22 protein-coding genes are annotated in these 26,288 nt (G+C 68.8%); 13 read left to right on the forward strand and 9 right to left on the reverse strand.

The features are described from left to right. Window positions 1-19 precede the first annotated feature (19 nt). Window positions 20-928, reverse strand: a complete 909-nt coding sequence (locus tag P6281_RS24290) for an oxygenase MpaB family protein (protein ID WP_008261717.1) — start codon at window positions 926-928, stop codon at window positions 20-22. Between the two features lie 81 nt (window positions 929-1,009). Here P6281_RS24290 and P6281_RS24295 point away from each other — a divergent pair, with 81 nt between their 5' ends. After that, window positions 1,010-1,672, forward strand: coding sequence for a TetR/AcrR family transcriptional regulator (locus P6281_RS24295; protein WP_015632553.1), 663 nt, complete (start codon window positions 1,010-1,012; stop codon window positions 1,670-1,672). Window positions 1,673-1,676: 4 nt separating this feature from the next. On the opposite strand, the gene P6281_RS24300 is transcribed toward P6281_RS24295, so the two are convergent. From P6281_RS24300 to P6281_RS24315, 4 genes are all read right to left on the reverse strand, one after another. Continuing rightward, window positions 1,677-3,032, reverse strand: coding sequence for a hypothetical protein (locus P6281_RS24300; RefSeq protein WP_008261721.1), 1,356 nt, complete (start codon window positions 3,030-3,032; stop codon window positions 1,677-1,679). 2 nt (window positions 3,033-3,034) lie between these two features. Beyond that, a complete protein-coding gene (locus P6281_RS24305) occupies window positions 3,035-4,510 on the reverse strand; it encodes a condensation domain-containing protein (RefSeq protein WP_008261722.1) in 1,476 nt (491 codons plus the stop codon). Between the two features lie 403 nt (window positions 4,511-4,913). Further along, entirely contained in the window at window positions 4,914-5,462 is a 549-nt protein-coding gene (locus P6281_RS24310; RefSeq protein WP_003874010.1) for a hypothetical protein, read from the reverse strand. Window positions 5,463-5,498: 36 nt separating this feature from the next. Next, window positions 5,499-6,080: a VOC family protein gene (locus P6281_RS24315; RefSeq protein ID WP_008261724.1), complete on the reverse strand. Its 582-nt coding sequence runs from the start codon at window positions 6,078-6,080 to the stop codon at window positions 5,499-5,501. A gap of 96 nt (window positions 6,081-6,176) precedes the next feature. Here P6281_RS24315 and P6281_RS24320 point away from each other — a divergent pair, with 96 nt between their 5' ends. From P6281_RS24320 to P6281_RS24335, 4 genes are all read left to right on the forward strand, one after another. Continuing rightward, window positions 6,177-6,827, forward strand: coding sequence for a TetR/AcrR family transcriptional regulator (locus P6281_RS24320; RefSeq protein WP_003874012.1), 651 nt, complete (start codon window positions 6,177-6,179; stop codon window positions 6,825-6,827). A 1-nt stretch (window position 6,828) separates the two neighbouring features. Next, window positions 6,829-7,959: an alpha/beta hydrolase gene (locus P6281_RS24325; RefSeq protein ID WP_036429553.1), complete on the forward strand. Its 1,131-nt coding sequence runs from the start codon at window positions 6,829-6,831 to the stop codon at window positions 7,957-7,959. Between the two features lie 83 nt (window positions 7,960-8,042). Beyond that, complete coding sequence (locus P6281_RS24330) at window positions 8,043-10,244, forward strand: acyl-CoA dehydrogenase (protein WP_003874014.1); 2,202 nt, start codon at window positions 8,043-8,045, stop codon at window positions 10,242-10,244. A gap of 992 nt (window positions 10,245-11,236) precedes the next feature. Next, a complete protein-coding gene (locus tag P6281_RS24335; protein WP_008261730.1) occupies window positions 11,237-11,599 on the forward strand; it encodes a hypothetical protein in 363 nt (120 codons plus the stop codon). A 3-nt stretch (window positions 11,600-11,602) separates the two neighbouring features. Here the strand turns inward: P6281_RS24335 and fadD2 are convergent, their stop codons facing one another. Beyond that, the gene (fadD2, locus tag P6281_RS24340; RefSeq protein WP_008261732.1) at window positions 11,603-13,291 is read right to left on the reverse strand and encodes a long-chain-fatty-acid--CoA ligase FadD2; all 1,689 of its coding nucleotides are present in this window, start codon (window positions 13,289-13,291) and stop codon (window positions 11,603-11,605) included. Window positions 13,292-13,358: 67 nt separating this feature from the next. On the opposite strand from fadD2, the gene P6281_RS24345 reads away from it, so the two are divergent. Continuing rightward, window positions 13,359-14,618, forward strand: a complete 1,260-nt coding sequence (locus P6281_RS24345; protein ID WP_008261733.1) for a DNA polymerase domain-containing protein — start codon at window positions 13,359-13,361, stop codon at window positions 14,616-14,618. Here the strand turns inward: P6281_RS24345 and P6281_RS24350 are convergent, their stop codons facing one another. Beyond that, on the reverse strand, window positions 14,619-16,010 hold the full coding sequence (locus P6281_RS24350; RefSeq protein ID WP_008261734.1) for a NarK family nitrate/nitrite MFS transporter: 1,392 nt from the start codon (window positions 16,008-16,010) through the stop codon (window positions 14,619-14,621). Between the two features lie 181 nt (window positions 16,011-16,191). On the opposite strand from P6281_RS24350, the gene P6281_RS24355 reads away from it, so the two are divergent. The 7 genes from P6281_RS24355 to P6281_RS24385 all read left to right on the forward strand — a co-directional run bounded on the left by P6281_RS24355 (window position 16,192) and on the right by P6281_RS24385 (window position 23,135). Then, window positions 16,192-17,196: an ABC transporter substrate-binding protein gene (locus tag P6281_RS24355; protein ID WP_036429554.1), complete on the forward strand. Its 1,005-nt coding sequence runs from the start codon at window positions 16,192-16,194 to the stop codon at window positions 17,194-17,196. A gap of 113 nt (window positions 17,197-17,309) precedes the next feature. Next, window positions 17,310-17,984 (forward strand): 5-oxoprolinase subunit B family protein, encoded by a 675-nt coding sequence (locus P6281_RS24360; protein WP_008261736.1) that lies wholly within the window; start codon window positions 17,310-17,312, stop codon window positions 17,982-17,984. Between the two features lie 33 nt (window positions 17,985-18,017). Continuing rightward, window positions 18,018-18,935, forward strand: coding sequence for a 5-oxoprolinase/urea amidolyase family protein (locus P6281_RS24365; RefSeq protein WP_008261737.1), 918 nt, complete (start codon window positions 18,018-18,020; stop codon window positions 18,933-18,935). A 277-nt stretch (window positions 18,936-19,212) separates the two neighbouring features. Then, the gene (locus P6281_RS24370; RefSeq protein WP_050989399.1) at window positions 19,213-20,658 is read left to right on the forward strand and encodes an MFS transporter; all 1,446 of its coding nucleotides are present in this window, start codon (window positions 19,213-19,215) and stop codon (window positions 20,656-20,658) included. An 89-nt stretch (window positions 20,659-20,747) separates the two neighbouring features. Further along, complete coding sequence (locus P6281_RS24375; protein ID WP_026071138.1) at window positions 20,748-21,899, forward strand: uroporphyrinogen-III synthase; 1,152 nt, start codon at window positions 20,748-20,750, stop codon at window positions 21,897-21,899. Beyond that, entirely contained in the window at window positions 21,890-22,651 is a 762-nt protein-coding gene (locus P6281_RS24380; protein WP_065508356.1) for a sirohydrochlorin chelatase, read from the forward strand. Before P6281_RS24375 ends, P6281_RS24380 begins: the two co-directional genes overlap by 10 nt. 31 nt (window positions 22,652-22,682) lie before the next feature. Continuing rightward, the gene (locus P6281_RS24385; RefSeq protein ID WP_008261746.1) at window positions 22,683-23,135 is read left to right on the forward strand and encodes a TetR/AcrR family transcriptional regulator; all 453 of its coding nucleotides are present in this window, start codon (window positions 22,683-22,685) and stop codon (window positions 23,133-23,135) included. 12 nt (window positions 23,136-23,147) lie between these two features. On the opposite strand, the gene nirD is transcribed toward P6281_RS24385, so the two are convergent. Together nirD and nirB are read right to left on the reverse strand one after the other, a co-directional pair. After that, entirely contained in the window at window positions 23,148-23,516 is a 369-nt protein-coding gene (gene nirD, locus P6281_RS24390) for a nitrite reductase small subunit NirD (protein WP_008261748.1), read from the reverse strand. After that, window positions 23,513-26,107, reverse strand: a complete 2,595-nt coding sequence (gene nirB, locus P6281_RS24395; RefSeq protein WP_081914354.1) for a nitrite reductase large subunit NirB — start codon at window positions 26,105-26,107, stop codon at window positions 23,513-23,515. The genes nirD and nirB overlap by 4 nt, the downstream gene beginning before the upstream one ends. Between the last annotated feature and the right edge of the window lie 181 nt (window positions 26,108-26,288).

Consider the following 26,288-nt stretch of genomic DNA (forward strand, 5'->3'; position numbering starts at 1 on the left):
ACCGCCCCGCCGCGGGCCGCTACACCAGCGGCCGCCCCTTCTTGATCCGGCGGTCCAGGTCGTGCAGCAAGACGTTGAACGGGAACTGCCGGATGAACCGCGGCAGATACCGGTTCACCGTGGCCAGCACGGCGATCAGCCTGTCGAAGCGCCGCTGCTTGGTCGCGTCCCAGGGCAGCCGCATCTCGTCGCGGAACCGTTGCGGCAGGAAGCCCGTCGTGATCATCAGCGCGAAGCCCTCGGAGAGCCGCTGGATGGGACCGGGCAGCTTCACGCCCCGGATGCGGTTGGCGGCGATCGGGTACAGGTATTCCCGCACCGCGTCGTCGATGTGCACCTTGGCCAGCGACTCTTCCCAGTAACGGTCGAACGCCGCCCGGTCGGCCGGCCACATCTTCGGCGGCACCTGCAAGGTCGTGGCCAGCGCCATGCCCTCGCGGTAGTGGCGCTCGGCGTCTTCGCCGTCGAGCTCACCGATGAACATCCGGTAGATGTCGAGGCCGCCCTTGTACAGGCAGGCCCCCACCCAGAGCTGCAGCGCGGGATCAAAGGCGTTGTAGGACACCGGGCTTTCCGGCGTCGAGTAGACCTGCGCGTGGGCCTTGTTCACGGCCCGGCGGAAGGCGGCCTTCTGGGCCTCGCTGCCGTTGGTCGCCACGGCCAGGTAGGTGAACGTGGTGCGGGCCCGCTTGAACGGGTGCAGGTCGACCCGGCCGCTTTCGACGCGGCTTTCCATGACGCCGTAGCCCACACCCGGCTGCGCCAGTTGCATGATCACGTTCGCCGGACCGGCCAGCAGGGCGACGCCCATCAGGCCCTCGTCGATGCCCAGCGTCCGCCCGCGCCTGCGCCGCTGGGGGCGCGGCGGATCGGTGGCCCCGCGCTCGACGTGCCCGATCGGTGCCTGCACCGACTGGTGAATTGCCATCGTCAGATCCTCCCGCAGCGCGGCCGCTAATGTGCGAACGCTTGTTTCCTGATATTGTCGCGCCGCGGCGTTAGTGTCAAGATGGTCCGCATGAGCGACACGTCCAGCGCGCGGCCGTATCGCGGGGTGGAGGCCGCCGAACGCCTGGCCACCCGCCGTAACCGGCTCCTGGCCGCCGGCCTGGACCTGCTCGGCGATCAGCGGCCGGACATCTCGGCGGTCACCGTCCGCGGGGTGTGCCGCCGCGCCGGGCTGGCGGCCCGGTACTTCTACGAGAGCTTCACCGACAAGGACGAATTCGTCTCCTGCGTCTTCGACTGGGTGGTCGCCGAGCTGGCCGCCACCACGCAGGCCGCGGTCGCCACGGTGCCCGCCGACGAGCAGACCCGCGCGGGCATCGCCAACATCGTGCGGACCATCACCGACGACGCCCGCGTCGGCCGCCTGTTGTTCAGCACGCAGCTGGCCGACCCCGTGGTGGTGCGCAAACGCGCCGAGTCCAGCGCCCTGTTCGCGATGCTGTCCGGCCAGCACGTCGGCAACGCGCTTCAGGTGCCGGCAAACGATCGCATCAAGGCCGCAGCGCACTTCGTGGTCGGCGGGGTCGGGCAGACCATCAGCGCCTGGCTGGCCGGCGACGTCCGGCTCGAACCGGATGAGCTCGTCGATCACCTGGCCGCCCTGCTCGACGAGCTTGCCGAGCCAAACCTCTACCGGCTCACCGAAACACGGGCCGAGGCCTAGCGCCTCACACGGGGCAGACCGTGTGCCAGCCCGTTGTGGCGGCCAGCGAGAAGTCGCTCAGCGTCTTGGAAAGCGCTTGTCGCAGACCCTCGTTCGAATTGTGGCGGCCCAATTCGTAGGCGAGGACCGAGATGAAGACCCGGCCGTGGACCCGCCCCGACAGCAACGCCAGGGCCCCGTTGGTGCGGTGCATCGTCGCGGCGGTCACGCCCGGGTACACCGACTTCATGGCGAAGTAGTCGGCGTCCGTGCCGTCCGGCCGGTTGGCGGCCGGGTCGAGCGCGCCGAGATTGGACGACACCACGGTCGCCGCGCCGCCGGTGACCACGCTGAGCAACCGCCGAAACACCGGCTTCGGGATCAGCGGGACGAGGGGCAGCAGCGCCCACCGCTCGTCGGGCTCGTCGTGATGGCGAACCAGCGCCCGCTTGATGGCGGCGCGGATCTCGCGCAGGTCCGTGGTGATCGCCGCGGCCCCCAGCGTGACGTCGACGTTCGTGACCGCGTTGGCGCGCGTGTCGCTTGGGGCGCGCTCGTTGACGGGCATGCCGATGTTGACCGAGCCGTCGGGGGCCACCCGCCCCACCCGCTGGGCGAGGTGGGCCGCCAACCCGGCGAGCAGCGCGTTGCTGGTGCCGCCCAAGGCAGTTGCGCGGGCGTCCCAGTCGTCGGCGCTGACGAAGATCGTCTCCATCGGCAGGGAAATGCGGTCGTCGGGCGCGGCCGGCGGCGCGGGCCGCTTCCCGCGTGGCGGGGCGACGGACGCGGTGCCGTCGCGGCCCTGCCGGAGCATCCGGGCCGCGGCGCCGACGGCGCGGCCGACATCGAGCGCGTCGTGCGCGGTTTGGCGCGCGTCCTCGCGCAGGGCTTGCCAGCGCCGCCGGCCTCCCGCGGCGGGCCAGCGGGTCCGGTCGCCGCGTCCCCGAGCCGCATCGGCCAGGGCCTCGCACAGCCCGACGCCATCGGTGAGGCAGTGCGTGGTGACCAGGCTCACCACCGCGCCGCCGTCGGTCAGCGGGAGCATCGCCAAGTGCCATCCGGGCCCGCGCTCGGCGTCCGGCCGCTTGTGGGTCTGCTCGTCGAGCCACGCATCGATGTCCTCGCGCTCCCGCGGCGGCGCGACGATCTCCAAGGGGGAGCACTCGGCGGCCGCCACCCAGCGATGACGGCCAAAGGGCAAGGCGGAGCGCTCGACTCGCCGCGACAGCCGCCCCCGGCCGAGGTGGCGGTGGAACTCACGCAGCCCACCGACGTCGACGGCGCGGTCGTACACCCAGACGCACTGCAGCAAACTGGTGGCACCCGTCGCCCGCTCACCCAGGAAGAGTGTTTGGTCGGCCAGGTCCAGCACGTTGCTCATCGCTACGCCGCTTCGTGATCGTCCGTGTCCGGCGCCGGAGCGAATGTGTCGTCCGGGTTCACCTGGGGCGCAACCACAACCGGCTCGTCCCCGGTGGGCCTGGCGACACGCGCGAACACCTGGATCAGCGTCGCGATGTAGCGCAGCACCGACTCCCGCGCGATCGCGTTGTCCGGGAAGGACATCGTCACCGTGGTGTTCGCGGCCTGGCGGTTGATCCACATGTTCACCCCGCCGTGGGACAGGCTGTCGCCGTACGTGCCGAATTTCGTCTCCGCCCACAACCCGTTGAGGGGGATCTTGCGGAAGTCGAGGAACGACAACATCATCGGCAGCTGCGTGGGCAGCTTGATGCCCAGTTCGTCCGGGGTGGCGAGCTCCAGCACCCGCTCGACCGGCACGTCGGCGAGGCGCTGAGCGTCGTCGAACGACTTCTGCGCCGTCCGGGCGGCCTGGGCGAACGTCTCGCCGGCGGTCGGCACCGTGATCGGAATCAGGCTGGCGAACCAGCCGACGGTCATCGAGTCGACGCCCGGTGTCCTGGTGTCCTTGGCCGTGAACCCGTGATAGGTCTTCTTACCGGTCAATTCGTGCTCGGCCAGGCCCGTGCAGGCCAGCACTCCCCCGATGAACCGGGCGCCGGCCGCCACGCAGGCGGCGTCGAAGGACTCCGTGTCCTCGGCATTCATCAACTCGACCGTCAACAGGTCGCCTCTGGTGCTGGACCACGTGTCACCAAGGGGCAGCGGGAAACTGGGCCAGTCGCCGTCGGTGTGGCGGGCGAACTCGATCCAGTCCTTGATCTCGGGCGACGAGAGCGTCAACGTCGCCGCCTTCTCGCGTTGGCGCGCAACGTAGTCGCGGTAGCTGCGGATCTCCGGTAGGCCGGCGGGCTGGTGCCCGGTCTGCGCGAGTTCCTGATACGTCAGGTGGACGTCGAGGAAGATGAGGGCGGCCGACAAGCCGTCGATGTGCAGGTGGTCGACGCTCGCGTAGAACGTGAAATAGTCGGCGTGCTGGACGATTCCGTAGGTGAAGCAGCCCCACTCGAGGGTGTCCGGGGTGGTGGTCAAGGCATGGGCGCGGACTTGGTCCGCGGTCTTGTGCCCCAGCGCCACGGGGACGAACTCGATCGCTTCGGGATCGTCGATCACCCGGCGCACGAACGTGCCGTTGTCGTACTCGAACCAGTTGTGATAGGTGTCCTGGCGGCGAACGTGGGCGTTGATCGTCGCCGTCATCGCCGCAATGTCGCAGGTGCCGGGGATGTCCCACGCGACGATCATCAGACGGGGCAGCTGGCGGTTCATGGCCTTGCCTTGGTAGGAGGCCCAGAGGTGTTGATTCTGTTGGTAACTCGGCGCCAGGTCGCTTCGCCGTGCGGCGCGGGCCGCTTCGCGTGCGGCTGGTGCGGCCATCCACATGGTGACCGGGCCGTGCGGCGGGTGCCATTCGTTGATATTTCCGAGTGCGACCATTTCCTCGAGTCCTTGTGCTGTGAGACGACGACGTTTGCGGGGCGGTCTGGGGGTGCTGGAAGTACGGTTGGCGCTTGGCTTTTCGAGGATCGTCGATGTGTGTCGCGCTTGAAATTGTCCGACGGACTTTCGCCTGTGTTGGTGAACTACCCCGCCGCTCATACCCCTATGTCGCTGCTGTGGACGCTAGCTGACGCAGGCGAAGATTTCGCGGTTTTGTCAAGACTCGAATTCCGCCGCGAGATCGCCGGCGGTGCAGTAATCTTTTCCCCCTCAACGGCCCTGGCCACGCCGGGCGGGGTCGATTCGCGACGACTTATCGCCGATTCGGCCCGCTACGCCCGCAACTCGGGATACAGTTGTCCGGCCCTCGAGCCGGTGCGCGGGCCAAACCCGCACCGCCTCACGGGAACAGCGGCAGCTCCCAGAGGCGCATGCCGGGACGCAGCAGCCACAAACGCATCATGGTGAGCCGCAGGATGCGCATGGCGCTGAAGATCATGAAGATCGCCAGCGGCACCTCGATCAGCAGCGCGGTGATCACCGACAGCCACACGTCCTTGGGGCCCGCGGTCATGAGGTCGAACCACGCGTCGCAGATCAGCAGCACCCCGGTGGTGAACGCGGCGAGGACCAGCAGCTGGCGGCGCAGATACCCCAGCGCGGCCGTCGTCAGCATGAAGGCGACCAGCAGCACATCGAAGCCGATCCAGGTGACCGGCCAATTGTGGGCGACGTACTTCTCGGGCAGCGTCATCGCCAGGTATCCCAGCCAGGGAACCATCGCGATGGAGCCGCCGATCATCAGACTCAGCCGGACGCGGCGCACGCGGTCCAGGAAGTCCGGGTCGATGACCTCGCCGAGGGGCCGCTCCAGCCGGGAGATGAGGTCGCGGCGCTGCCCGGGGGTAAGCGCGGCGATCTGTTCGTCGGTCAAAATGCCGTCGGTCATACCTAGCATTCTCCGACTCGCGGAGCAGCGGCGCGATCAGCGACCGGCGCCCACCGGGGGCCGGCGGTCCGCGGCGGTCTTGGGCACGGCCTTCGCGTCGCCGCTTTCGAATTCCTTCACCCAACAGGCGAACTCGAGGGTAATGCCGTCGGGATCCTGGAAATAGAACGAGCGCACATAGACGCCGGGATGCACGGTCGCCGAGACCTGCATGGGGCTCTCGTCGTGGTTGAGCACCGGCCCGACCCGCACCCCTTTGTCCTTGAGTCGCTGGCGGTAGGCGTCGAACTTCTCGGCCGGCACGTGGAAGGCCAGGTGGTTCATCGTGCTGACCGCGCTGGTGATGTCGCCGATGCCGGGGATGGCGCCCGGCGACGAAATGCCCGGCACCCGGTCGGGGGCGTCGGCGAACCAGAAGAAGGCGACGCAGTCGCCGTTGCCGGCGTCGAAGAAGAAGTGCTGGCCCGCCCCGCCGGGCAGATCGAGCGACTTGATCAGCGGCATGCCCAGGATGTTGCTGTAGAAGTCGACGGTTTTGGCCATGTCCGAGCACACCAGCGCGACGTGATTGATCCCGCCGAGTTCGAATTCCGCGTTGGTGTTGTGCGGCTTGATCATCGTGCGGCTCCCCTCGGTTCCCGGCTCGATGAGCCTGGCCAAGATCCGAATCTGAATCTAACATCAGATTCAGTTTTGGCCCAGGGAGGTGCGCAGGTGTCCACCGCGGCATCCCCTGCTGACCGGAGCGGGCCACCCGCGGAGCTGCCCACGCATCGCGGCAGGCGGACGCAGGCCGCGATCGATCTGGCCGCCCGGACGGTCATCGCGCGCAAAGGTGTCCTGGCCACGACCATCGCCGACATCGCCGCGGAGGCCGGCCGCTCGGCGGCGTCCTTCTACAACTACTACGAGTCCAAAGAGGCGATGGTGCGCCAATGGGCGCTGCGCTTCCGCGACGAGGCCAACCAGCGCGCGCTGTCGGTGACCCAGCACGGGTTGACCGATCGCGAGCGCGCGTACGGGGCGGCCGCCGCGCACTGGCACACCTACCGCAACCGGCTAGCCGAGGTGATCAGCGTGTCACAGCTGGCGATGATCAACGACGACTTCGCCCAGTACTGGGCCGAAATCTGCTCGATACCAATATCTTTCATCGCTGAATCGGTCCGCCGCGCACAGGCCGAGGGCCGTTGCCGCGACGACGACCCGCAGCTGATCGCGGAGGCGATCGTGGCGATGTTCAACCAGTTCTGCTACGTCCAGCTCGGTTCGGCACGTTGCGGGGAACCCGACGACGAGGCCTGCATCCAGACCCTGGCCAACATCTATTACCGGGCCATCTACGCCACTGAGGGGGACCGCTGAATTGACTCGTCGTACCGGTGCCGGAGTCATCCGCGAATTCGTCGGGCTGCCGTCGCCTACGGCCGGGCGCGCCGGCGCCGGCGGGCACCCCTGCCAGGGTTTGTATCACCGGGGGGTGGGACGCAAGCCCAAGGTGGCGATGATCGCCGCGCACTACCAGATCGACTTCTCCGAGCACTATCTCGCCGATTACATGGCCACTCGCGGCATCGGATTCCTCGGCTGGAACACCAGGTTCCGCGGCTTCGAAAGCAGCTTCCTGCTCGACCACGCGCTGGTGGACATCGGGGTCGGAGTGCGCTGGCTGCGCGAGGTGCAGGGCGTGGATACCGTTGTGCTGCTGGGCAACTCGGGCGGAGGGTCGTTGATGGCCGCCTACCAGTCCCAGGCCGTCGAGCCGAACGTGACCCCGCTGGAAGGCATGCGCCCGGCGGCCGGGGTGACCGAGTTGCCGCCCGCCGACGGCTACGTGGCCACCGCCGCCCATCCCGGGCGACCCGAAGTGCTCACCGCCTGGATGGACGCCGCCGTCGTCGACGAGAACGATCCCGTCGCCACCGACGCCGACCTCGACCTGTTCAACGGGCGCAATGGGCCGCCCTACACCCCGGAGTTCCTCGCCCGGTACCGCAGCGCGCAGGTCGCGCGCAATCACGCCATCACCGACTGGGCCGAAAGAGAGCTCAAACGCGTTCGCGCGGCGGGGTTTTCCGATCGCCCGTTTTCGGTGATGCGCACCTGGGCCGACCCGCGCATGGTCGATCCCGGCATCGAGCCGACCAAACGGCAGCCCAACATGTGCTACGCGGGCGTCCCGGCCAAGGCGAACCGCTCGGCGCACGGCATCGCGGCGGCGTGCACGCTGCGCAGCTGGCTGGGCATGTGGAGCCTGCGGGTGGCCCAGACCCGGGCCGAGCCGCACCTGGCCCGGGTCCGGTGTCCGGCCCTGGTGATCAACGCCGACGCCGACACCGGCGTGTTTCCCTCTGACGCGCAACGCATCTTCGACGCCCTCGCCGGCGCCGACAAGACCCGGGCCTCGGTGGACACCGATCACTACTTCACCACCCCCGGGGCCCGCAGCGAGCAGGCCGACATCATCGCCGGATGGATCGGCAAGCGGTGGCGGTAGGTGATGTCGTCAACCAACCGACTGGTTGTTAGCTTGGAAGGTACTTGGCCGAGACGGCGTCCTGCAGCAACGGAAGGCGACCAATGCCGATCGCGATAAATCCCGAGCATCAAGAACTGGCCGATTCCGTGCGAGCGCTGGTGGCGCGCATCGCCCCGTCCGAGACGCTGCACGAGGCGATGGAGACGGAGGTCGGCAACCCGCCGCCGTACTGGCAGGCCGCGGCCGAGCAGGGCCTGCAGGGCGTTCATCTGGCGGAATCCGTCGGCGGGCAGGGCTTCGGCGTTCTCGAGTTGGCCATTGTGCTCGCGGAATTCGGCTACGGGGCGGTGCCGGGCCCCTTCGTGCCGTCCGCGATCGCCAGCGCGTTGATCTCCGCGCACGACCCGGACGCCAAGGCGCTCGCCGGGCTGGCATCCGGCGCCGAGATCGCCGCCTACGGCCTGAATTGCTGCGCGCTGACCGCCACCCGGCAGGGCAGTTCTCTGGTGATCCGCGGCGAGCTCCGCGCGGTCCCCGCCGCCGCGCAGGCGTCGCTGCTGGTGCTGCCCGTCGCGATCGACAGCGGCGAGGCGTGGGTGGTGCTGCGCGCCGACCAGCTCGAGATCGAGCCGGTGAAAAGCCTGGACCCGTTGCGGCCCATCGCCGACGTGCGGGCCAACGCCGTGGAGGTCGGCGACGACGTCGTCTTGACGAACCTGAGCATGGGCACCGCGCACGCGCTGATGACGACGCTGCTGTCCGCCGAAGCCATCGGCGTGGCGCGCTGGGCGACCGACACCGCGTCGAGCTACGCCAAGATCCGCGAGCAGTTCGGCAGGCCGATCGGCCAATTCCAGGCCATCAAGCACAAGTGCGCCGAGATGATCGCCGACACCGAGCGGGCCACGGCTGCGGTGTGGGATGCCGCCCGCGCGATCGACGAGGCCCGCGAAAACCGTTGGGACACCGCGGGTTCCCACGTTGAGTTCGCCGCCGCCGTGGCGGCGACGCTGGCGCCGGCCGCCGCTCAACGGTGCGCGCAGGATTGCATCCAGGTGCACGGTGGGATCGGCTTCACGTGGGAGCACGACACGAACGTGTACTACCGCCGGGCGCTGATGTTGGCCGCCTCCTTCGGCCGCAGCTCGGACTACCCGCAAAAGGTGGTCGACACAGCGACCACCACCGGGATGCGCGCGGTCGACATCGACCTCGATCCCGAGACCGAGAAGCTGCGGGCGGAGATCCGGGCCGAAGTGGCGGCGCTCAAGGAGATCGAGCGCGAGCAACGCAAGGTCGCCATCGCCGAGGGCGGCTGGGTGCTGCCGTACCTGCCCAAGCCGTGGGGCAGGGCGGCCGGGCCGGTGGAGCAGATCATCATCGCGCAGGAGTTCGCCTCCGGGCGGGTCAAGCGGCCCCAGACCGGCATCGCCACCTGGATCGTCCCGTCGATCGTGGCGTTCGGCACCGAGGAGCAAAAGCAGCGGTTCCTGCCGCCGACCTTCCGCGGCGAGATGATCTGGTGTCAGCTGTTTTCCGAGCCCGGCGCGGGTTCGGATCTGGCCGGCCTGTCCACGAAGGCCACCCGGACCGACGGAGGGTGGCGCATCACCGGCCAGAAGATCTGGACGACCGCCGCGCAGTTCTCGCAGTGGGGTGCGCTGCTCGCACGGACCGACCCCAGCGCGCCGAAACACAGCGGCATCACGTACTTCCTGCTGGACATGAAGAGCGAGGGCGTCGACGTCAAGCCGCTGCGCGAGCTCACCGGCAACGCGATGTTCAACACCGTCTACATCGACGACGTGTTCGTGCCCGACGAGTGCGTGCTCGGTGAGGTGAACCGGGGCTGGGAGGTAAGCCGCAACACGCTGACCGCGGAGCGGGTGTCGATCGGCAGCAGCGAGGCGAACTTCCTGGCCACGCTGTCGCAGTTCGTCGAGTTCGTTCGTGACGGGCAGTTCGATCAGGTCGCGCAGCACCGCGCCGGTCAGTTGATTGCCGAGGGCCATGCGGCCAAGGTGCTGAACCTGCGTTCCACGCTGCTGACGCTGGCCGGCGGGGACGCGATGCCGTCGGCGGCGATCTCCAAGTTGTTGTCGATGCGCACCGGCCAGGGTTACGCCGAATTCGCGGTCTCGTCCTTCGGGACCGACGCCGCGATCGGCGACACCGACCAACTGCCCGGCAAATGGGGCGAGTACCTGCTGGCCAGCCGGGCGACCACCATCTACGGCGGGACGTCCGAGGTGCAGCTGAACATCATCGCCGAACGGTTGTTGGGCCTGCCGCGCGATCCGTAACCGGGCGCAGAAATGGGCCATGCCGGCCTGACTGAGTCAAGCCGGCATGGTTCCCCCCATACACGGGCCGTCCATCCCGAGGGTTGGCGTGTCGGTGATGGCCGGCTACCGCGCGGAGATGGTGGTCACCACCACCAGTTCCACCAGTGCTGGGGCTTCCAGTAGCCGGGCCCATGGACCCAGCCACCGTGCCCCCAGCCGCCGTGACCCCAATTGCCATGTCCCCGACCATCATGGCCACCCCATCCACGACCGCCGGGGCGCTCGGGAATGAAGCCCGGTCCGCTCTGCGGCCCGGCACTGGCGAAGCTTGTGGAGTGACTCGGCCCGGGGGCGGCCGAAGCCACGGGGGCGCCGCCGAAGAGCAGCGCGCCCGCCACGGCTCCGGCGCCCACAACACCTACGGCCGCGCCACGTAACGATGCTGACGAGATCATCGAGGGCGCTCCTTTCAAAGACTTGATATCGATGCTTAAAACGCTAACCGGACATTTCTAAGCAAACAAGCGAATTCGGGGCTTTCGCGGTGTGAATTGCGCAACAATGACGTGATAGCGCCCAATCCAGCGCGCGATGATCAATCCCTATTTACGCAATTCATTTATCCGCGAATACTGAGCCGGCGCACGGCGATCGGCTTATATCTGCAGGTAATAGCCCGTATACTGATGTACTGCGCGAGCCTACCGTATTTACTGAAGTCCGAATATGCGCATTGTCAGATCCACTGATTCGCGCCGCGATTACCGTCCACGAGTCGTCGGATCACCGCAATCCTGGCCTCGTTTTTACCGGCGTCAGCTATTTGCAGAAATTTGCTCTTTCGCCTGCATCCGGCGTCGCGGAGCCGCGCGCAAATCCGTCGGCGTCCCACCCGGGCCGTCCGCGGCCCGGCGACGCGACTTAGGGTGGCGTCGGTGAGAGAATCAGTATTGACACATAGGCGACGAGCGCTGATTTACTGATCCGCACTCACGGAGGAAGACACCGAAGTGAACTTCAAGCCCAGTCCCAACGGACCCAGCGCCGGATCCTTTCGCGCCCCCACCCCGGCGGGCGGCCCCGCCGGAGACGCCGCGCCGACCGAGCGCCTCAGCCTCGGGCAGCCCCGCGGCCAGCGCATCGCCAGCGAGCCGTCGGCCAACCAGGCGGGGCGCACCCAGCGGACCCGCCGGACCGTCGACCTGGCGGCCGCCACTCACCGGGCCCTCGACATCTGGCAGCGCGAGGCGGCCGATCGGCTCGGCGTCGCGCGCGTGACCGGGCAGGAGGTGCTCACCGCGCTGATCGACCAGCTCCTGGTCGACCCGAAGCTCACGGCCCAGATCACCCGGGCCATCAAAGAACGCCGCTGAGGCCTATTCGATCTCCATTTCGCGCAGCTCGCGCTTGAGGATCTTGCCGGTGGGGTTGCGCGGCAGCTCGTCGAGGAAGATGACCTCGCGCGGCACCTTGTAGCGGGCCAGGTGATCGCGCACGTAGTGCTTGACGGTGTCCTCGTCGAGGTCCGCGCCGTCCTTCTTCACCACGAAGGCGCGCAGGCGGTGGCCCCACTCCTTGTCGTCGACGCCGATCGCGGTGGCCTCCACGACGTCGGGGTGCCCGGTGATCAGGTCCTCGACCTCGGCCGGGAAGACGTTCTCGCCGCCGGAGACGATCATCTCGTCGTCACGCCCGCTGATGTAGAGCAGGCCGTTCTCGTCGAAGTAGCCGACGTCGCCCGACGACAACAGGCCGTCGATGATCTGCTTCTTGCCCCCGCCCGTGTAGCCCTCGAACGGGAAGGCGTTGCCGACGAAGATGCGGCCGACCTCGCCCTGCGGCAGCTCCTTGCCGTTGTCGTCGTAGATCTTGACGCGCACGCCCTTGACGACCGGCCCGACGGTCGACGAGTTGTACTGCAGGTGCTTGGGTTCGGCGATGGTCGCAAAGGCGATCTCGGTCGAGCCGTACATGTTGTAGATCACTGGGCCGAGGTCCTTGAGCGAGCGCTCCGCCAGGTCGGCCCCCAGCGCCGATCCCGACACGAACACGATCTTCAGGCTGGACAGGTCAGGCTTGGAGTCCATCTTCTCGACCGCTTCGAGGATCCGCGACAACATCACCGGGACGACGACCATCGCGGTCACCTTGTACTTCTCGATGTCCTGCAGCACCAGCGGCGGCTTGAACTTGCGGCGCAGCACCAGCGTCGAGCCCAGGAACATCGCGATCGTGCCGTGCAGATACCCCAGCGCGTGGAACATCGGCGCCGGCAGCGACGTCACCTCGCCGGCCTTGAACGGGACGTGCGACAGGATTCCGCCGACCGGCGCCAGCGTCGGCGGGGTGCTACGGTTCGCGCCCTTCGGGGTGCCGGTGGTCCCGCTGGTGAGGATGATGATCGAGGCGTGCCTGGCCGCCTTGGGGGCGGGCTCCTTGCTGCTGCGCTCGATCAGGTCGGCCAGCGTCTCGTCGGTGCTGCCGGACGGCTCGTCACTATCCGGGTTGGTCCCCAGCGCCCGCAGCTTGCCCAGCTCCGGCGAGGCCTTGCTGACGGCCTTGGTGTACTCGTCGTCGTAGATGATCAGCTTGGCGCCCTCGCGCTCGGACACCTCTTTGATCTGCGGACCCGAGAATTCGCTGTTGAGCAGGATGATGCGCGCGCCGACCCGCGCGGCGCCGTAGTTGGCGATCAGGAACCAGCGGGTGTTGCGGGCCAGGATGGCGACGCCGTCGCCGCCCTTGACGCCCTTCTCGATCAGCCCGTTAGCCACCGCGTGCGCCGCCTCGTCGAGTTCGCGGTAGGAGAATTCGCCCTCTTCGTCGATGCACGCCGCGCGGTCGGGATGGCGCCGCGCGTTGAGGGCGGGCAGCATGCCGAACTCGCCCCACTTGTAGATGTCGGCCGCCATCGCGGCGTAGTTCTGCGGTGGCTCGATCCGGAACGCGCCCGACTCGAAGATTTTGCGCACGTAGTGCAGTTCGGCGGAGCCGCGCTCGACGTACTGGTGCAGTTTTGCTACCGCTTTGGAGGCCTGGCCGGGCAGGCCGAGGAGGTTAGGCATGGAATCCACCATATGTGACGTCCGTCTCAGCACGGCCAGAAATTCTGGCGAATTAACATGAACTCCCATGACCCGTCCGGTTTTGCTGGAGGTGGCCGGGCGAGAGGTCACCGTCACCCATCCGGACAAGGTCGTGTTCCCCCGCGCGGACGGCCACAAAACATCGGGCCCCTACACCAAGCTCGACCTGGTCCGCTATTACCTGTCCGTGGCCGACGGCGCGCTGCGCGGCGTGGCCGGGCGCCCCATGATCCTGAAGCGCTTCGTCAAGGGCATCACCGAAGAGGCGGTGTTCCAGAAGCGCGCGCCGGCGAAACGGCCGGACTGGGTCGACGTCGCCGAACTCCGTTACGCGCGAGGCACTTCCGCGGCGGAGGCCGTCATCCGCGACGCCGCCGGGCTGGCCTGGGCGATCAACCTGGGCTGCGTCGACCTGAATCCGCACCCGGTGCTCGCCGACGACCTCGATCACCCCGACGAACTGCGCGTCGACCTCGATCCGATGCCCGGGGTCTCCTGGCGGCGCATCGTGGACGTCGCCCTGGTGGCGCGCGAGGTGCTCGAGGACTACGGCCTGACCCCGTGGCCGAAGACGTCGGGGTCGCGCGGCTTCCACATCTACGCCCGCATCGCCCGGCGCTGGGAGTTCCGCCAGGTGCGCCTGGCCGCGCAGACAGTCGCCCGGGAGGTGGAGCGGCGCGTGCCCGAGGCGGCGACCAGCCGGTGGTGGAAGGAAGAACGCGAGGGGGTGTTCGTCGACTTCAACCAGAACGCGAAGGACCGCACGGTCGCCTCGGCCTATTCGGTGCGGGCGACGCCCGACGCCCGGGTCTCGACCCCGCTGCACTGGGACGAGGTCGCCGGGTGCCGGCCCGAGGCGTTCACCATCGATACCGTGCCCGCGCGGTTCGCCGAGATCGGTGACCCCTGGGAGGGAATGGACGACGCGGTCGGTGACCTCGACCGGTTGCTGGTGCTGGCCGAGGAGATGGGGCCTCCCGAGCGGGCGCCCAAAGGGTCGGGCAAGCGCGACAAGGGCACCGGCGGCCGGCGTCAATCCTCGATGCCCCTGATCGAGATCGCCCGCACCAAGACCAAGGACGAGGCGATGGCGGCGCTGGACACCTGGCGCGACCGCCATCCGGCGGCGGCCGAGCGGCTGCAGCCGGTCGACGTCCTCGTCGACGGCATGCGCGGGCCCAGCTCGATCTGGTACCGGATCCGGATCAACCTGCAACACGTTCCCGAGGACCAGCGGCCGCCGCAGGAGGAGCTGATCGCCGACTACAGCCCCTGGGCCAACTACGGCGGCAAGCAGCAGCCCTAACTAGATCCCGACCCGGGTTATCGCGTTGTGCCTGCGCAGGTAGCAGTACCAGGTGACGCCCAGCAGGGCGAGGAAGAACGCGATGTAGAAGCGCAGCGCCGGCTCGATGCTGCCGAACTCCGACTTCGACCAGGCGTAGGCCAGCGGCACGATGAAGCCGCCGAAGGCGCCCACCGCGGAGATGACGCCCAGCGCGCCGGCGGCCTGGCGCCGCATCCGCACCATGGTGTCCGGATCGCCGCCGGCCAGCTCGCCCTTGATCTTGAAGATCCGCGAAATCATCCGGTAGGTCGAGCCATTGCCGATGCCGGTGGCGACGAACAAGAACATGAAGCTGGCGAAGAACGCCGGCAGGTTGACCGCCCGCACCGACCACAGCGCGGCCGCCGCCCCGAGGGCCAACAGCGCGAAACTGGCGGCGGTGATGCGCGCGCCGCCTATCCGGTCGGCCAGCTTGCCGCCGAGGGGCCGGATCACCGACCCGATGCCGGCGCCGAGGAAGGCCCAGGTCAGCGCGATGTCGCCGCGGCCGAACACCGTCTTGAGCAGGGTCGGGAAGGCGGCCGAGTAGCCGATGAAGGACCCGAACGTGCCGATGTAGAGCAGCGACATGAGCCAGGTGTCGGGGTGGCGCAGCGACTGCCACACCGGCTTCACGTCGGCCTTCGCCTCGCTCAGGTTGTTCATGAATCCGAACGCGCACACGGCGGCCACGACGGCCAGCGGCACGTAGAACAGTCCGGCGCGCGCCAGGGCCACCCCGCCGCCGGCGACGACGACGGGCGGGATGATCTTCTGCACAACGGCGACGCCGACGTTGCCGCCGGCCGCGTTCAGGCCCAGCGCCCAGCCCTTGTCCTTCTCCGGGTAGAAGAAGGAGATGTTGGCCATCGACGAGGCGAAGTTGCCGCCGCCGAAGCCGGCGGTCGCCGCGACCGCCACCAGGACCGCGAACGGGATGCCGGGATGGCTCACCGCCCAGGCCAGCAGCAGGCACGGGATCAGCAGCAGCGCCGCCGAGATGGTCGTCCAGTTGCGGCCACCGAAGATCGGCACCGCGAAGGTGTACGGCAGTCGCAGGAAGGCGCCCACCCCGCTGGGGACGGCGACCAGGCACAGCGCCTGGCTGGGGGTCAGCGCCCAGCCGGACGCGGCGGGCAGCCCGTGCGCGCCCGCGGTCATCTGCACCACGACGATGCTCCACAGCATCCACACGCTGAACCCGACGTGCTCGGCGAAGATCGAGAAGATCAGGTTGCGGCGGGCGATCGGCTTGCCAGTCGCCTCCCAGAACTCCGGGTCTTCGGGTCGCCAGTCGTCGATCCAGTGCCGTCCGGCAGGACGCTCGCGCGTCGGCGCGGGCTGCGATGCCGGGCTGAGGGTCGTGGTCATCTGGTGGGACTCCCTTGTGGGTAGGCGCGGGCGGTGACCACTTGACGCTAGAGAGGCACTGTTACCGGTCCGGGTGTGCACAGTTACGCGGGCGATACGCAGAAATCGCAACGGGGCCGGCGCGTTTGTCAGAACTCTGCAACGCGAGCCGCCGGGTGGCGGAACGCGATACTCTCACGCGATGCGACAGGGATGGAATCGACGGGGATTCTTGCAGCTCGCAGGGGCTTCCGGCGTCGCCGCGCTGGCCGGGTCCTCGGCGCTTTCGGCGGGGTGCTCGTCAAACAAAACCGCACCGGGAGCCACGCCGGGATCGGTGACCCTCACCCACCTGTTCGGTCAGACCGTCATCAAAGAGCCGCCCAAGCGCGTCGTCAGCGCCGGCTTCACCGAGCAGGACGACCTCCTCGCCGTCGGTGTGGTGCCGATCGCGGTGACCAACTGGTTCGGTGACCAGCCGTTCGCGGTCTGGCCGTGGTCCGCGCCCAAGCTCGGCGGCGCGCGGCCGGTGGTGCTGAACCTGGACAACGGCATCCCGGTCGACCAGATCGCTGGGCTGAAACCGGACCTGATCGTGGCCGTCAACGCCGGCCTCGACGCCGACACCTATCAGAAACTGTCCGCGATCGCCCCGACCGTCGCGCAATCCGGGGGCGACGCCTTCTTCGAACCGTGGAAGGAGCAGGCCGCCGCCGTCGGGCAGGCCGTGTTCCAGGCGGACCAGATGAAGTCGCTGGTCGACGGTGTCGACCAGAAGTTCACCGACGTCGGCAAGAGAAACCCGCAGTGGACCGGCAAGAAGGCGCTGCTGATGCACGGCGCGCTGTGGCAGGGGACCGTCGTGGCCACCATGGCGGGCTGGCGCACGGATTTCCTGAACCAGATGGGGCTGGTCATCGCCGACACCATCAAACCGTTCGGCACCGATCAGCGCGCCGTCATCCCGCGCGATCACATCAAGTCCGTGCTCGATTCGGCCGACGTGGTGATCTGGACGACCCGCAACCCCGACGATCAGAAGGCCCTGCTGGCCGACCCCGAGGTGGCCGGGTCACTGACCACCGCGCAGAACCGCCACATCTTCACCACCGCGGAGCAAGCCGGCGCGATCGCCTTCGCCTCACCGCTGAGCTACCCCCTCGTCGCCGACCAACTGCCCCCGCTGCTCGCCAAAATCCTGGGCTAGCCGCTCGCGCGCATCCTGGCTGTTTGAGCGTTTGCTAAGGCAGCTCTGGCAGTGCTCGAAAATCCCGCCGCCGCCCCTCGCACGAGCCCCGATCCCGGGGTTACCGTCGAGTAATGAGCGTGACGGACCTTAGCGGCGACCTGGCCCACGAACTGCCGACCGAGCTGGCCGGCAACACCGTCCTGGACTACGGCGACCGGGCGCTGATGGTGCAATGTGGCAGTGCCGCAGAGGTTTTGGCGTGGACCGCCGCGCTGCGCTCCGAGCCGATCGCGGGCGTGGTCGATGTCGTGCCGGCCGCCCGCACCGTGCTGGTGAAGCTGGACGGCCCACGCCGCCAGGGCGTCGTCCGCCGGAGGCTGCACGCGATGCGCGTCACCGCCACGCCACCGGCCCCGTCCGAGCGCGGCGCCGACGTGGTGATCGACGTGGTCTACGACGGCCCCGACCTCGCCGAGGTCGCCGGCCACACCGGGCTGACCATCCCGCAGGTGATCGACGCCCACACCGCCACCCTGTGGCGGGTCGGATTCAGCGGATTCGCACCCGGTTTCGCGTACCTGGTCGACGGCGACCCGCGCCTGCGGGTGCCCCGGCGTCCCGAGCCGCGGACCGCCGTGCCGGCCGGATCCGTCGCCCTCGCCGGAGAATTCAGCGCGATCTATCCCCGGCAATCCCCCGGCGGGTGGCAACTCATCGGCCACACCGACGCGGTCCTGTGGGACCTGCAGCGCCCGGACCCTGCGTTGCTGATGCAAGGCATGTGGGTTCAGTTCCGGGCCGTCTAGCCCAACCGGGCCGCACCATTCAAGGAGGCAGTCGTGGCAGTCCTGGAGATCCTGCGCACCGGGCCGTTCGCCGTCGTCGAAGACCTCGGCCGGCCGGGACTGGCCCACCTCGGCGTCAGCCGGTCCGGGGCCGCCGACCGGCGAGCGCACAAACTGGCCAATCGGCTGGTGGCCAACCCCGACGACCGCGCCACCGTGGAGGTGACGTTCGGCGGGTTCGCGACCAGGGTCCGGGGCAGCGACGTCGACATCGCGGTGACGGGCGCCGACACCGATCCGACCGTCGACGGAATCGAGTTCGGCACCAACAGCATTCAGCACGTGCGCGACGGTCAGGTGATCTCTTTGGGCGCCCCGCGGGCGGGGCTGCGAAGCTACCTCGCGGTCCGCGGCGGGATCTGCGTGGAGCCGGTGCTGGGCTCGCGCAGCTACGACGTCATGTCGGCCATCGGGCCCTCACCCCTGCGGGCCGGGGACCGGCTGCCGATCGGCGAGCACACCGCGGACTACCCCGAGTTGGACCAGGCGCCGGTGGCGGCCATCACCGGCGGCGTCGTCGAGCTGTCCGTGGTGCCCGGGCCGCGCGACGACTGGTTCCTCGACCCCGACGCGCTGGTGCGCACCGCTTGGGTGGCGTCCGATCGCAGCGACCGGGTGGGGATGCGGTTGGTCGGCCGTCCCCTGCAATGCCTCCACCCGGACCGGCAGCTGCCCAGCGAGGGTGCCACCCGTGGCGCAATCCAGGTGCCGCCCAACGGTTTACCGGTGATCCTCGGTCCGGACCACCCCGTCACCGGTGGCTATCCGGTGGTGGGTGTGGTGATCGACGAGGACGTCGACAAGGTCGCCCAGGTGCGGCCCGGCCAGTCGGTGCGGCTGCACTGGGCGCGGCCGCGTACCCCGGTCGGCGCCGTGGCCGGGGCCGGCGTCGCGAGTTGGCCGTTCGGCTAACGCAATTCCGGCGTTCGACTGTAGGACAGCTCACAAAGTCCGACGCACCGGCGTGAGATCACTTGGCGGCGATCGGCATTCGCGCGCGCCGGCACCCTTCAGGGACTTACCAGATAACTGGTAATCAACTAACAGCCCATATCGGCCGATTCCGGTTGACCCGCTCGCGTCCTAGATGTGAGCATCGGAAACCTACGGCGGGGCATGCCCCTTCATGCGGGACGCCCACGCGCGTCGCCGGCCAGACCCCGAACTGCTTCCAAAGAGAGGGATCGGTATGCACGCACGCGCAGCGTCCATATGCCAACGTGCCCAGGTGATCTCGCCGCGCCGCAGCCATCGCATCGCGGACTGGAATCCCGAAGACGCGGCGGCCTGGGAGGCCGGGAACAAGAAGATCGCCCGGCGCAATCTGCTCGGCACCATCGCGGGTGACCACGTGGCCTTCTCGATCTGGACGCTGTGGCCCGTCATGGCGCTGTTCATGCCGGGCGCCGTCTACGGTTTCTCCGCGGGCGACAAGCTGCTGCTGGGCGCGGTGGCCACCCTGGTCGGTGGTTGCGCCCGGATCCCCTACACCCTGGGCATCGCCGCCTTCGGCGGTCGCAATTGGACGACGTTCTCGGCCTTCGTGCTGGTGATCCCGACGGCGGGCACGATCGCCCTGTTGGCCAACCCCGGCCTGCCCCTGTGGCTCTTCGTGCTGTGCGCCGCGCTGACGGGGCTGGGCGGCGGCAACTACGCGGCCTCGCTGGCCAACGTCAACGCCTTCTACCCGCAGCGCCTCAAGGGCGCCGCGATGGCGGTCAACGCCGGCGTCGCCAACCTCGGCGTCGCGGTGATCCAGCTGATCGGCCTGCTGGTGCTGGCCACCGCCGGGCACCAGGCCCCGTACTGGGTGTGCGCGATCTACCTGGTCTTGCTCGTCGCCGTGGGGATCGCGGCCGCGTTGGTCATGGACAACGTCCACCACGGCACCCAGCTGCGCACCATGCGCTCGATCCTGTTCGAGCGCGACACCCACGTCATCTCGCTGCTCTACATCGCCACCTTCGGCTCCTGGATCGGGTTCTCCTTCGCCTTCGGGCAGGTGCTGCAGGTCCACTTCCTGGAAAGCGGGGAAACCGCCAAGCACGCCGCGCTGCACGCCGCCCAGGTCGCCTTCGTCGGCCCCCTGCTGGGCTCCGTGGCGCGCATCTACGGGGGGCGGCTGGCCGACCGCATCGGCGGCAGCCGCGTCACGCTTGGCGTCCTCGCCGGGATGACCCTGGCGGCCGCGCTGTTGGTCACCATCAGCGCCCTCGAGGACCAGCAGGCCGTAACACGTTCCGTCAGCATGATCGGCTGCGTCGCCGGCTTCATGGTGCTGTTCGTCCTGTCCGGCATGGGAAACGGGTCGGTGTTCAAGTTGATCCCGACGGTCTACGAGGCCCGCAGTCGCGGGCTGGCCATGAGCGAAGACGACCGTCGTCGTTGGGCGCGCGCGCAGTCGGGATCGCTGATCGGCATCTGCTCCGCGGTCGGCGCGTTCGGCGGCGTGGCAATCAACCTGGCGCTGCGGCAGTCCTACCTGAGCACCGGTACCGAAACGGCGGCGTATTGGGCGTTTTTGGCTTCCTACGTCGGCGCGGCGATCATGACCTGGATGGTCTACGTCCGGCGTCCCGTCACGGCCCCGGGCCGCTCCGGGGCGCGGGCGGAAGCCGAGGCCGCCCGTGTGTGAGCGGACTCGCAACACGGGCAATGCCACAGCAATTGCCCGGTAACGCAACCGAAATGTCGCAGGCATACACACTTCATATGGCCCCCCAACTGGCCCCACCAGACTCCGCGCCGCTGACCGGCTACCGGATCGCCGTGACGTCGGCGAACCGGGCCGAAGAGCTGTGCGCGTTGCTGCGCCGCAACGGCGCGGAGGTGTCCAGCGCCGCGGCCATCAACCTCATCGCGCTGCCCGAAGACGAAGAACTGCACCGCCACACCGAAGCGGTCATCGCCGAGCCTCCCGATATCTTGGTGGCGCACACCGGCATCGGCTTCCGCGGCTGGGTCGCCGCGGCCGACGGCTGGGGACTGGCCACCCAGTTGCTGGCGTCCCTGTCTCGGGCGCGGATCGTGGCCCGCGGGCCGAAGGCGACCGGCGCCTTGCGCGCCGCCGGACTGCATGAGGAGTGGTCGCCCAGGTCCGAATCGTCGAGCGAGGTCCTGCGCTACCTGCTCGAATCGGATATCGCCGGAAAGCGGGTCGCGGTCCAGCTGCACGGCGCGGCCGACACCTGGGACCCGTTCCCGGAATTCCTCAACGGGTTGCGGTCCGCGGGCGCCCAGGTGGTCCCCATCCACGTATATCGCTGGAAACCAACGCCGGCCGGCGGCGACTTCGACCAACTCGTCACCTCGGTCGCCCGGCGGCAGTTCGACGCGGTGACCTTCACCTCGGCGCCCGCGGGCGCGGCGCTGCTGGAGCGCAGCCGCGAGTTGGGCGTCGAAGAACAACTGCTGCAAGCACTTCGCAGCGACGTGCACGCGATGTGCGTGGGCCCGGTCACCGCGCAGCCCCTGCTCCGCGCCGGGGTCCCCACGTCGTCGCCCGAGCGAATGCGGTTGGGGGCGTTGGCCCGTCACATCGCCCAGGAGCTCCCGACCCTTCGCTCGACCACCATCCGGGCGGCCGGCCACGAGATGGAGATCCGCGGGACCTGCGTGCTGGTCGACGGTTCGCCGCGGTCCCTGTCGGGATCGGGAATGGCGACGCTGCGCGCGCTGGCGGAGCGCCCCGGCGACGTCGTCGCGCGCAACGACCTGTTGCGGGTGCTTCCCGGCAACAGCAACGATCCCCACGCCGTCGACACGGCCGTGCTGCGGCTGCGAACGGCGCTGGGCGACAAGAACATCATCGCGACGGTGGTCAAGCGTGGCTACCGGCTCGCGATCGACCATCCGGACGAATCCCCATGGCACTGATCCTGGTGGCGCACGGCACCCGCAGGCCCGGCGGCGTGGCGATGGTCGAAGACCTTGCGGCACAGGTGAGTACGCTCGTCCGCAGCCCGGTCGACGTGGCGTTCGTCGACGTGGTGGGACCCACCCCCAGCGAGGTGCTGGCCACAGCGAAGGCCGCCGGCCGGCCGGCCATCGTGGTGCCGGCGTTCCTGTCGCGCGGATATCACGTCCGGGTCGACCTGCCCGCCCACGTCGCGATCAGCGGTCATCCGAACGTGACCGTCACCCCCGCGCTGGGCCCGAGCGGGCAGGTCGCGCGGATCGTCGGCGATCAGCTGCTGAAATGCGGTTGGCGGCCGGGCGATTCGGTGATTCTGGCGGCCGCGGGAACCTCGGACGACAAGGCCCGCGCCGACCTGCACACCACGGCGACGTTGTTGTCGGCGCTCACCGGATCGCGGGTGAGCCTGGCGTTCGCGGCCACCGGGGACCCGCAACTGCACGAGTCCGTCGACCGGGCGAGGCGCCGCGGTGGGCGCGTCGTAGTCGCCTCCTACCTGTTGGCCGACGGCCTGTTCCAACAACGGCTGCACGGCTGCGGCGCCGATCTGGTCAGTCAACCGCTGGGCACCCATCCCGGTCTGGCGCGCCTGATCGCGAACCGATTCCGCCGCGCCCTGCCGCCCGCCCTGGCCGCCACCGCCCGGCATGCGTCGCGTCGATCGACCCCCCAACAGGTCACCCACGCGCGCGCGTTACGGCCAATTCCTTGATCTTTGGGCTCGAACCGGCGATCCTGGCACCATGCCCCGTCGCGAAGAGCCGTCGCGTGGCATCCTTGATCCGGTCGCCAAGGCGCTGCGTTTGCCGTTCGGCACACCGGAATTCATCGACCGGCTCGTCACCGGAGGGGTCAATCAAATCGGCCGCCGGACCCTGACGATGCTGATCACCACCTGGGATGCCGCCGGGGGTGGGCCGTTCGCGGCCAGCGCAGTCGCGTCCACGGGCATGGCCAAGACCGCCGAAATCGTCCAAAGCAATTTCGTGGGCCCGGTCTTCGGCCCGCTGCTGAAAATCCTCGGCGCCGACAAGGCGGCTACGCGGGCCTCGTTGTGCGCCTCCCAGCTCGTGGGCCTGGGCATCATGCGCTACGGCATCCGCTCCGAGCCGCTGCACTCGATGTCGGTGGACGCGCTGGTCGACGCGATCGGTCCGACGATGCAGCGCTACCTGGTCGGCGACATCACCCGGTGAGCGGTCGCGCGCTCAGGCCGCCCGGGCCTCGGCGTCGCGGGCGATCTGCACGAAGCCGTCTGCGGTGATCCGCACCGGGTACACCGGCACCGAAACGCTCGGATCGTCCAGGCAGGAACCGTCTTCGAGCGAGAACGCCTGCTTGAGGATGGGCGACTGAACCGTGACGCGGCCTCCGCGGTCGCCGACGATGCCGCGAGACAGCACGGCCGCCCCGGAGAACGGGTCGACGTTGCCCACCGCGTGCACGGACCCGTCGTCGAGCCGGAACAACGCGGCCTGGGAACCGTCGTCGAGCAGTACGCCGACGCCGCGGCCCGGAATGAGGTGGTCGTACGCGCACGCGCTCGTCCACACGGCAATGTCGTTGAGAAGCGTCATGATACCTTCCTCGTTCCTTCGGAGTTGTGCTCGCGGACCGTCGGCATGCCAATGGACACAGGGATTTTGCGCCCGGCGTGCTCGGTGAACGTCACCGTCGAATCGACGGCGTCGGGGGCATTGACGAACGACACGAAGCGCGAGAGCTTGTCCGGGTCGTCGAGCACCCCCTTCCATTCGCACTTGTAGTTGCGCACGTGCCGCTCCATTGCGGCCTCGAATTCGGCTGCCAGGCCCAGCGAGTCCTCGCAGACGACCTCGCGCACGTGGTCCAGACCGCCGTCGAGCGACTCGACCCACGGCGCGGTGCGCTGCAGCCGGTCGGCCGTGCGGATGTAGTACATGACGAACCGATCGACGTACCGGACCAGCGTCTCGGTGTCGAGGTCGCTGACCAGCAGCTGCGCGTGCTTGGGGGTCATCCCGCCGTTGCCGCCGACGTAGAGGTTCCAGCCCTTTTCGGTGGCGATGACGCCGACGTCCTTGGAGCGGGCTTCGGCGCACTCCCGCGCGCAACCCGAGACGCCCATCTTGATCTTGTGCGGCGCCCGCAGGCCGCGGTAGCGCAGTTCGAGGTCGATGGCCAGCTGCACCGAATCCTGCTGCCCGTAACGGCACCAGTCGGTGCCCACACAGCTCTTCACCGTGCGCAGCGCCTTGCCGTACGCGTGCCCGGATTCCATGCCGCCGTCGACCAGGCGCTTCCAGATCTCGGGCAGTTGGTCCACCCGCGCGCCGAACAGGTCGATGCGCTGGCCCCCGGTGATCTTGGTGTAAAGGCCGAAGTCCTGGGCGATCTGGCCGATCAGGATCAGGTGCTCGGGCTTGATGTCGCCGCCGGGGACCCGCGGCACCACCGAGTAGCTGCCGTTCTTCTGGATGTTGGCCAGGAAGTGGTCGTTGGAGTCCTGCAGCGAGGCCTGCTCGCCCTCGAGGATGTGGTCCGAGCCGGTGGACGCCAGGATCGAGGCGACCACGGGTTTGCAGATGTCGCAACCCTTTCCGCGGCCGAAGCGCTCCAGCAGTCCGGAGAAGGTCCGCAGCTCGGTGGCGGAGATGATCTCGAAAAGCTCGGCGCGCGACTGGCTGAAGTGCTCGCACAAAGCCTTGGACTGCTCGACGCCCTCGGCTTCCAGCAGCTGCTTGAGCAGCGGCACGCACGACCCGCACGACGTCCCGGCCGAGGTGCACGACTTCAGCGAGGGCACGTCGGCGCAGCCGTCGGCGATCGCGCACTTCAGATCGCCCTTGGTGACGTTGTTGCACGAGCAGATCTGGGCCGAATCCGGCAGCGCCCCAATGCCTAACGCCTCGCCGCCGCCGGATTGGGCCGGCGCGATCAGCGCGAGCGGATCCCCGGGCAGCTCGCTGCCGACCATCGGCCGCAGCACCCCGTAGGAGGAGGCGTCGCCGACCAGGACGCCCCCGAGCAGGGTCTTGGCGTCGTCGGAGAGCACCAGCTTCGCGTACGTCCGGTTCACCGCGTCGTTGATGGCGACCTCGAGGCAGTTCTCGGTGACGCCCATCGCGTCACCGAAGCTGGCGACGTCGACGCCCAGCAGCTTCAGCTTCGTGGACAGGTCCGCCTCGCCGAACTCCGCGACGCCATCCAGCAGGCGGTCGGCCACCACCTCGGCCGAGGTGTAGCCCGGACCCACCAGGCCGTAGCACCGGCCGCCGATCGCGGCGACCTCGCCGATCGCGTAGATGTCGGGATCGCTTGTCCGGCAGGACACGTCGGTGAGCACACCGCCGCGCTCGGCGCGCGTCAGTCCGGCGGCGACCGCCAGTTCGTCGCGCGGCCGGATCCCGGCCGCGAAGATCACCAGGCCGGCGTCGACCACCTGCCCGTCGGTCAGGCGCACCCGCGCCGACGTCGACCCGTCCGGGTGGTCGACCGATTCGATCGACTCGGTGCCGGTGCCGACATGCACGGAGATGCCCAGGTCCCCGACCATCCGGGCCAGCAGCGCGCCGCCGGCCTCGTCGATCTGCTGCGCCATCAGTCGCGGCATCATCTCGATGACGTGGGTCCGCAACCCGAACTGGCGCAGCGCATTTGCGGCCTCCAGCCCCAGCAGGCCGCCACCGATGACCACGCCCGCGGTCGCGTGTGAGCTTTGCGCCGCGCGCTGGGCGTCGGCGCGGATGGCGTCGAGGTCGTCGAGCGTGCGGTACACGTGGCAGGCGGGCAGGTCGTGGCCGGGCACCGGCGGCACGAACGCGTAGGAGCCGGTCGCCAGGACCAGGGTGTCGTAGTCGTGGCGCTGACCGTCGGCGGTGAGCACCGACTTTGTCGCGCGGTCGATTTCGGTGACCCGCTGGTTCAGCACCAGCCGGACCCGGTCGTCGCCCGCGTACTCGTTGCCGGGCAGCGCGAGCAGCTTGCGGTCCCAGCTCTCGGTGTAGGAGGTCAGCCCCACGCGGTCATAGGCGGCGTCGGTCTCCTCGGCGAAAACCGTTATGCGCCAACGGCCCTCGGTGTCGCGGGCGCGGAGCGCCTCGACGAACCGGTGGCCCACCATGCCATGTCCGACTACGATGATGTGACGCGGCGCACAGCTTGCGCGCGAAATCCCGTCTGCAGACATGGCTTTGAGAGTAACGGCCAGAAATTACGTCTTTTTCGCGCAATGTGACAGTCCTATGACGAGGATCTCACAACTCACAGGGACGGCTGTGATTGATCGTTCGCTGCCGGCGAACGGCCAGCTGGAACTTAAGCGTGGTCGACTCATGTTTGTACTAGTAGCCGGTCGTCGAAGCGCCGGT

The organism is Mycobacterium sp. 5-140-3-2, from assembly GCF_035666375.1.
Lineage (GTDB): Bacteria > Actinomycetota > Actinomycetes > Mycobacteriales > Mycobacteriaceae > Mycobacterium > Mycobacterium intracellulare.

Bases quoted from the DNA above. Each gene is read 5' to 3' on its own strand.
- P6281_RS24350 (WP_008261734.1), bottom strand. From the start codon at position 16,010: ATGACCACGACCCTCAGCCCGGCATCGCAGCCCGCGCCGACGCGCGAG.
- P6281_RS24385 (WP_008261746.1), top strand. From the start codon at position 22,683: ATGCCCCGTCGCGAAGAGCCGTCGCGTGGCATCCTTGATCCGGTCGCC.
- P6281_RS24290 (WP_008261717.1), bottom strand. From the start codon at position 928: ATGGCAATTCACCAGTCGGTGCAGGCACCGATCGGGCACGTCGAGCGC.
- P6281_RS24380 (WP_065508356.1), top strand. From the start codon at position 21,890: ATGGCACTGATCCTGGTGGCGCACGGCACCCGCAGGCCCGGCGGCGTG.
- P6281_RS24370 (WP_050989399.1), top strand. From the start codon at position 19,213: ATGCACGCACGCGCAGCGTCCATATGCCAACGTGCCCAGGTGATCTCG.
- fadD2 (WP_008261732.1), bottom strand. From the start codon at position 13,291: ATGCCTAACCTCCTCGGCCTGCCCGGCCAGGCCTCCAAAGCGGTAGCA.
- P6281_RS24305 (WP_008261722.1), bottom strand. From the start codon at position 4,510: ATGGTCGCACTCGGAAATATCAACGAATGGCACCCGCCGCACGGCCCG.
- P6281_RS24295 (WP_015632553.1), top strand. From the start codon at position 1,010: ATGGTCCGCATGAGCGACACGTCCAGCGCGCGGCCGTATCGCGGGGTG.
- P6281_RS24360 (WP_008261736.1), top strand. From the start codon at position 17,310: ATGAGCGTGACGGACCTTAGCGGCGACCTGGCCCACGAACTGCCGACC.
- P6281_RS24355 (WP_036429554.1), top strand. From the start codon at position 16,192: ATGCGACAGGGATGGAATCGACGGGGATTCTTGCAGCTCGCAGGGGCT.
- nirD (WP_008261748.1), bottom strand. From the start codon at position 23,516: ATGACGCTTCTCAACGACATTGCCGTGTGGACGAGCGCGTGCGCGTAC.
- P6281_RS24330 (WP_003874014.1), top strand. From the start codon at position 8,043: ATGCCGATCGCGATAAATCCCGAGCATCAAGAACTGGCCGATTCCGTG.
- P6281_RS24300 (WP_008261721.1), bottom strand. From the start codon at position 3,032: ATGAGCAACGTGCTGGACCTGGCCGACCAAACACTCTTCCTGGGTGAG.
- nirB (WP_081914354.1), bottom strand. From the start codon at position 26,107: ATGTCTGCAGACGGGATTTCGCGCGCAAGCTGTGCGCCGCGTCACATC.
- P6281_RS24310 (WP_003874010.1), bottom strand. From the start codon at position 5,462: ATGACCGACGGCATTTTGACCGACGAACAGATCGCCGCGCTTACCCCC.
- P6281_RS24345 (WP_008261733.1), top strand. From the start codon at position 13,359: ATGACCCGTCCGGTTTTGCTGGAGGTGGCCGGGCGAGAGGTCACCGTC.
- P6281_RS24315 (WP_008261724.1), bottom strand. From the start codon at position 6,080: ATGATCAAGCCGCACAACACCAACGCGGAATTCGAACTCGGCGGGATC.